We start from the raw sequence: 6,553 nt of genomic DNA on the forward strand, positions 1-6,553 counted from the left end.
GGCGCCATCCTTAGCGGCCTTTGGTTAATCACTTCTTATGCCAGATAGCCCTGAAGTGCAGGCTTTCGCACGCTTGCGCGGCTTGCCCTTGTCGCGCTTCGCTCTTAAGGGGACGGGACTCGAGCACAAGATCAGGGACAAGGGTAGACATGGCGCGAACCTCCAGCCGGCCGCTCTCGCCGCATTTGACGATCTGGAAATGGGGCCCGCACATGGCCGTTTCCATCATGCACCGCGTGACGGGCAACGGCCTGGCCACGGTCGGCGCGCTGGGCCTGGTCTGGTGGCTGATGGCCGCCGCGATCGGCCCGGAAGCCTATGCGACCTTCGTCAGTTGCGCGACATCGCCCATTGGCTATCTGGTAATGATCGGCCTTAGCTGGTTCTTCTTCCAACATCTCTGCTCCGGATTGCGCCACTTCGTCCTCGACATGGGGGCGGGCTATGAACTGCGCACCAACAAGAGCTGGTCGATCGGCGTGTTCCTTGCCGGCGCGGCGCTGACCATCCTGTTCTGGGCATATATCTTCTTCGGAAAGGCGTTCTGATGGGCACGGGAACTGGTATCGGCCGCGTTCGCGGGCTCGGCTCCGCCAAGGAAGGCGCACATCACTGGCTGACGCAGCGCTATACCGCGGTCGGCAATCTGCTGCTGGTGCTGTGGCTGCTGTTCAGCCTCATCAGCCTGCCGGGCCTCGATTATGACAGCGTGGTTGCCTGGATCGCCAACCCGCTGGTCGCGGTGCCGATGATGTTGATGCTGGTCAGCATCTTCCTGCACCTGCGCCTTGGCATGCAGGTGATGCTGGAGGATTATGTCCACGACAAGGGCCTCAATTTCCTCTGCATTCTGCTGCTGAACTTCTATGCCATTGGCGGCGCGGCCGCCGGCATCTTCGCGATCGCCAAGATCGCCTTCACGGGGACTGCCGAATAATGACCGAAGCCTACAAGATCATCGATCACACCTATGACACGGTCGTCGTCGGCGCGGGCGGTTCGGGCCTGCGCGCCACCATGGGCAGCGCCGAAGCGGGCCTGAAGACCGCCTGCATCACCAAGCTGTTCCCGACCCGCAGCCACACGGTCGCGGCGCAGGGCGGCATCGCCGCGAGCCTTGGCAACAACAGCCCGGACCACTGGACCTGGCATATGTACGACACCGTCAAGGGGTCTGACTGGCTGGGCGACCAGGACGCGATCGAATATATGGTGCGCGAAGCGCCTGCCGCGGTCATCGAGCTGGAACATGCCGGCGTGCCGTTCAGCCGCAACGAAAATGGGACGATCTACCAGCGTCCCTTCGGTGGCCATATGCAGAATATGGGCGAAGGCCCGCCGGTGCAGCGCACCTGCGCGGCGGCCGACCGCACCGGCCATGCTATGCTCCACGCGCTCTATCAGCAGTCGCTGAAATATGACGCGGACTTCTACATCGAATATTTCGCCATCGACCTCATCATGGAAAATGGCGAATGCCGGGGTGTCATCGCGCTCTGCATGGAGGATGGCTCGATCCACCGCTTCCGCGCCCACGCGGTCGTGCTGGCGACGGGCGGCTATGGCCGCGCTTATTTCTCCGCCACGTCGGCGCATAGCTGCACCGGCGATGGCGGCGGCATGGTGCTGCGCGCTGGTCTGCCGCTCCAGGATCTGGAGTTCGTGCAGTTCCACCCGACCGGCATCTACGGCGCGGGCGTGCTCATCACCGAAGGCGCGCGCGGCGAGGGCGGCTACCTCACCAACAGCGAGGGCGAGCGTTTCATGGAACGCTATGCTCCGTCGGCGAAGGACCTGGCCAGCCGCGACGTCGTGTCGCGCTCCATGGCGATGGAAATGCGCGAAGGGCGCGGCGTTGGCCCCAACAAGGACCATATCTTCCTGCACCTGGATCATATCGACCCCAAGGTGCTGGCCGAACGCCTGCCCGGCATCACCGAAAGCGGCAAGATTTTCGCGGGCGTCGACCTGACGCGCCAGCCGCTGCCGGTCACGCCGACGGTCCATTACAATATGGGCGGCATCCCCTGTAACTATCATGGTCAGGTGGTGACGAAGGTCGGCGACGATCCCGAAGTCGTGGTGCCCGGCCTTTATGCCGTGGGCGAAGCCGCCTGCGTGTCGGTGCATGGCGCGAACCGCCTTGGCTCCAACAGCCTGATCGACCTTGTCGTCTTCGGCCGCGCGACCGGCCTGCACCTCAAGGAAACATTGAAGCCCAATGGCAGCCACAAGCCGCTGCCCAAGGATGCGGCTGATCTGGCGCTGTCGCGCCTCGACACATATCGCAATGCCAAGGGCGGATCGCCCACCGCCGCGATCCGTCTGGAAATGCAGCACACCATGCAAAAGCATGCCGCCGTGTTCCGCGACAGCGAATTGCTGGCCGAAGGCGTCACCAAGATGGCGCAGGTCAACAAGCGGATGGAGGACGTGTCCGTCGCCGACCGCTCGCTGATCTGGAACACCGACCTCATCGAGACGCTGGAGCTCGACAATCTGATGTCGTCGGCGGTCTGCACGATGGTCAGCGCCGAAAACCGCAAGGAAAGCCGTGGCGCGCATGCGCATGAGGATTTCCCGAACCGCGACGACGAAAACTGGATGAAGCACACGATCAGCTGGTTCGACGGCTGGGGCGGCAAGGGTGGCAAGGTCAGCCTCGATTATCGTCCGGTCCACGATTACACGCTCACCGACGAAGCGAATTATATCAAGCCCAAGGCGCGAGTTTACTAAGGGCCGCGACGACAGGTTGAAGGATAAGGGCGGGCCTGCGGGTCCGCCCTTTTCGTTTGGGGGAAGCGGTGGCCGGTCGAGCCGGGCGGCATTGCTGTCCTGCCTGAGCGGGCGGGGAACGAGCGCCGATCCCAAACGTCCATGCCGGGAATGCGCCACAGGGCGGAAGGGACCGGGATGGACGAAACCGACAGCAAATGGATGCAACGCGCGATCGACCTTGCGCGCAGCAAGGGCAGTTCGCCGCAGGATACGCCGATCGCCGCGATCATCGTGCTCGACGGCGCGGTGCTGGCGCAGGGCGTCAACGAAACCGAGGAGCGATGCGACGCGACCGCGCATGCCGAAATGATGGCGTTTCGCGCGGCGGGGCAGGTCCATGGCGACATGGATTTGCGCGGGGCTACGCTCTATTCGACGCTCCAGCCGTGCGGCATGTGCACCATGGCGTCGATCTGGACCAAGATCGGCCGCATCGTCTACGGCGCGGGGCGCGACGATGTCCACGCCATGTATTTTGAGGACCGGCATCTCGACACGATGGATTTCATCGCCGACGCCTGGCGCGACGACCTTACGCTGGAGGGCGGATGCCTGAAAGACGCATGCGCGTCGCTCTATTTTGGTCCCGATGATGACGTGCCGGAGGAGCTTCAGGGCAATATCTGATCGGCGCGCCGCGTGACGGGTGCGAAGTTCACAGTGTCGTCGGGCGTTTTCGGCCCGAAGCGACCGCAAGGCGACCACGAAGCGCCTGCGAGGCGACCAGGAAGCGACACATCCAACAGGGCGCTGGCGGATGGGGTTGGCGGGCGGAATGGTCTGCGAGCGCATCAACAAGGATGAAGCAGAAAAGGCGGGAATAGGACAGATATTTGCGGGGGGAGGGCGGCTCTGCTTCGGTCCGGTGTCGATCATTTTTTGCCATTCCGAGCCACATTTAACTGCCGGAGAAACGGTCACTTAAGCCGTCCATTTTTTGCCAGCTGCCAACCACGCCTCATAGAAAATAAGCTCGTCGTCGCCACGGAGAATTGACCAGCCTGCCTCTTGGAGAAAAGAATCTGGCTCCATAGAAATATTATCTTTATAACAACCACGTATGAACATGAAAAATAAACAGTTTTCAGATCTTTCTCGGAGGTTTGCTAGCATTTGGCCAATGGCATCACTAGACAAATCCAAAAATTTTGGAGAGTTTAAGTTGCGCACTATGCTATTTATCATGGCGTGACCGAGATGAAACGACATACAGTCATCTTTCAATAAATCTGCGAGCCCCGGTACCGCACGTATGTCACGTTCTAAATCATCGGCGGACTCATTGAGGGCAATATCATCAGATGACCGGATGCCGAATTTCTCTAGGCCATTCATTTCTACGGGCACCTTTCGAATGATCGGCCGATAATGGCAGGTATAGCTTACACGATAGTTTAAACCCGCCGGTCCGCTAGCCACCCATCCCGTCAGCCTTAGGGATGCGGGGGCCCGTCTTCTGACGTCTGGCCATGTGCAGCGTCGGGAGATGGATCCCCGCCTGCGCGGGGATGACGGTGAAAATGCGGGGGTGACGACAGGGATGGGCGCGCGCTCCTGATCCAACCCGTCAACCAGCCTCGAACGGCAGCAGCGCCTCATACACCTCAAGTCCCGGCTTGCCGTCTATCGTCCGGCCCTGTCGCAGCAGGAAGGCGTGTTTCACGATTTCGGCCTGTTGCTCGATGCCGTAGCGCGCGAAGGGCTTGCCCGGCGCGATGGCATAGTAATAGCGGCAGAAGGGATGGCGCATCAGCGGGAGCCACCATCTGCCCGATCTTTGCGCCTGCCAGACATGGGTCATTTCGTGGATGAAATGCGCCTGGAGATGGAGCGGCTGGTCGCGAAAATCGGCGCAGAACAGGCCGCCTTGCGGGTGGAACCACAGGTCGCCATCGGGCGCCATGGTGACTCGCCGGGGCTGGAGCGGCCACCAGGCACGCTCATGGACGCGCACGCGCCCATAGTCGATCGCGACGCCGAACATCGCGCGGGCGAGCGCAACCTCGCCCGGTGTCAGCGGCCGGCTGGTCAATTGGCGCTGTTGTCCGCCGGGGCCGGGGCTGCGGCGCCTTCCGGCTTGCGGATCACGGCATCGACCAGCAGCCGGTCGCCATTGTCGAGCAGGAAAGTGAGCTGCATCTTGCCCCGGCTAATGGCGGTGTCGTTGACGCCCCAGAGCATCAGATGCTTGCCGCCCGGCGCGAACGTCACCGTGCCCTTGGCCGGAATGTCGACGCTGTTGATCGGCTTCATCGTCATGACGCCATTTTCCTCGACGCTTTCGTGCATCTCCACTTTAAGCGCATAATCGGTGAGCACGCCGCGCAGCCGGGTCGCGCTGTCGCCGCCATGGGCGACGAAATAGCCGGCCGAGGGACGATCCTTGTTCGGCGACAGGCGTATCCAGGCCTGGTCGATATAGGTGGGGGCGGGGTCTCCGCAGGCGGCCAGGGCCAACGGCGCTGCCAGGGCGATGAGGGCAAGGGGACCACGCATCTCTCACTCCATGTCTGTCTTGTTTCAGGTCGGTTGCATAGCTAATCGCCCCTGCGCCTTGTGCCAAGCGAAAGCACGCCTATATCCCCCGTGCAAACCGGCCTTGCCTTGGCGCTTTCGTGAGGTATTTGGCCTTCAACCGCTGAACGCATGATTTGGGGTTAAAAGAGGAAAAAATGGCAAAAGTTATCGGGATCGACCTTGGCACGACCAACAGCTGCGTGGCTGTGATGGATGGCGGCAAGCCCAAGGTTATCGAAAATGCGGAAGGGGCGCGGACCACGCCCTCGATCGTCGCCTTCGCCAAGGATGGCGAGCGCCTGATCGGTCAGCCGGCCAAGCGCCAGGCGGTCACCAACCCGGACAATACGATTTTCGCGGTGAAGCGCCTCATCGGCCGCCGCTTCGACGATCCCATGACCAAGAAGGACATGGAACTCGTCCCCTATTCGATCGCCAAAGGCCCGAACGGCGACGCCTGGGTCAAGGCCGGCGGCCAGGACTACAGCCCGTCGCAGATCAGCGCCTTCACCCTGCAAAAGATGAAGGAAACCGCCGAAAGCTATCTGGGCGAAACGGTCACGCAGGCGGTCATCACCGTTCCTGCTTACTTCAACGACGCCCAGCGTCAGGCCACCAAGGACGCGGGCCAGATCGCCGGTCTTGAGGTGCTGCGCATCATCAACGAGCCGACTGCGGCGGCGCTTGCTTATGGCCTGGACAAGCAGGACGGCAAGACGATCGCGGTCTATGACCTTGGCGGCGGCACGTTCGACATCTCCATCCTGGAGATTGGCGACGGCGTGTTCGAAGTGAAGTCGACCAATGGCGACACCTTCCTGGGCGGCGAGGATTTCGACGCGAAGGTCGTCGAATATCTGGCTGCCGACTTCCAGAAGGCCGAGGGCATTGACCTCACCAAGGACAAGCTGGCGCTCCAGCGTTTGAAGGAAGCCGCCGAGAAGGCGAAGATCGAATTGTCCTCGGCGCAGACGACCGAAGTAAACCTGCCCTTCATCACCGCTGACCAAAATGGTCCCAAGCACCTCGTCAAGACGGTGACGCGCGCCGATCTGGAACGCCTTGTCGCGGACCTCATCAAGCGGACGATGGAGCCGTGCAAGAAGGCACTGGCGGACGCGGGCGTGTCGGCGAGCGAGATCAGCGAAGTCGTCCTTGTCGGCGGCATGACCCGCATGCCCAAGGTGCGCGAGGCGGTGAAGGATTTCTTCGGGAAGGAGCCGCACACCGGCGTCAACCCGGACGAAGTCGTCGC

The 6,553-nt window shown here is 61.8% G+C and carries 8 protein-coding genes; 5 read left to right on the forward strand and 3 right to left on the reverse strand.

Translation table 11 applies throughout. The features are described from left to right. The first annotated feature begins 149 nt into the window (after window positions 1-149). The 4 genes from sdhC to B2V90_RS08935 all read left to right on the forward strand — a co-directional run bounded on the left by sdhC (window position 150) and on the right by B2V90_RS08935 (window position 3,408). Window positions 150-548, forward strand: a complete 399-nt coding sequence (gene sdhC / locus B2V90_RS08920; RefSeq protein ID WP_037542946.1) for a succinate dehydrogenase, cytochrome b556 subunit — start codon at window positions 150-152, stop codon at window positions 546-548. Further along, window positions 548-937 (forward strand): succinate dehydrogenase, hydrophobic membrane anchor protein, encoded by a 390-nt coding sequence (sdhD, locus tag B2V90_RS08925; protein ID WP_009822263.1) that lies wholly within the window; start codon window positions 548-550, stop codon window positions 935-937. Before sdhC ends, sdhD begins: the two co-directional genes overlap by 1 nt. Then, window positions 937-2,739, forward strand: a complete 1,803-nt coding sequence (sdhA, locus tag B2V90_RS08930; RefSeq protein ID WP_228220840.1) for a succinate dehydrogenase flavoprotein subunit — start codon at window positions 937-939, stop codon at window positions 2,737-2,739. Before sdhD ends, sdhA begins: the two co-directional genes overlap by 1 nt. Before the next feature lie 177 nt (window positions 2,740-2,916). Next, on the forward strand, window positions 2,917-3,408 hold the full coding sequence (locus B2V90_RS08935) for a nucleoside deaminase (RefSeq protein WP_021226364.1): 492 nt from the start codon (window positions 2,917-2,919) through the stop codon (window positions 3,406-3,408). Window positions 3,409-3,702: 294 nt separating this feature from the next. Here the strand turns inward: B2V90_RS08935 and B2V90_RS08940 are convergent, their stop codons facing one another. The 3 genes from B2V90_RS08940 to B2V90_RS08950 form a co-directional block, all read right to left on the reverse strand. Beyond that, complete coding sequence (locus B2V90_RS08940) at window positions 3,703-4,116, reverse strand: hypothetical protein (protein ID WP_228220841.1); 414 nt, start codon at window positions 4,114-4,116, stop codon at window positions 3,703-3,705. Window positions 4,117-4,348: 232 nt separating this feature from the next. Then, a complete protein-coding gene (locus B2V90_RS08945) occupies window positions 4,349-4,813 on the reverse strand; it encodes a vgr related protein (RefSeq protein WP_228220842.1) in 465 nt (154 codons plus the stop codon). Continuing rightward, the gene (locus B2V90_RS08950; protein ID WP_228220843.1) at window positions 4,810-5,277 is read right to left on the reverse strand and encodes a copper chaperone PCu(A)C; all 468 of its coding nucleotides are present in this window, start codon (window positions 5,275-5,277) and stop codon (window positions 4,810-4,812) included. Before B2V90_RS08950 ends, B2V90_RS08945 begins: the two co-directional genes overlap by 4 nt. A 176-nt stretch (window positions 5,278-5,453) precedes the next feature. Here B2V90_RS08950 and dnaK point away from each other — a divergent pair. Continuing rightward, a partial coding sequence (gene dnaK / locus B2V90_RS08955) for a molecular chaperone DnaK (RefSeq protein WP_293920913.1) occupies window positions 5,454-6,553 on the forward strand: 1,100 nt, incomplete at its 3' end.

This window comes from Sphingobium sp. UBA5915 (assembly GCF_002431195.1).
GTDB classification, from domain to species: Bacteria; Pseudomonadota; Alphaproteobacteria; order Sphingomonadales; family Sphingomonadaceae; genus Sphingobium; species Sphingobium soli.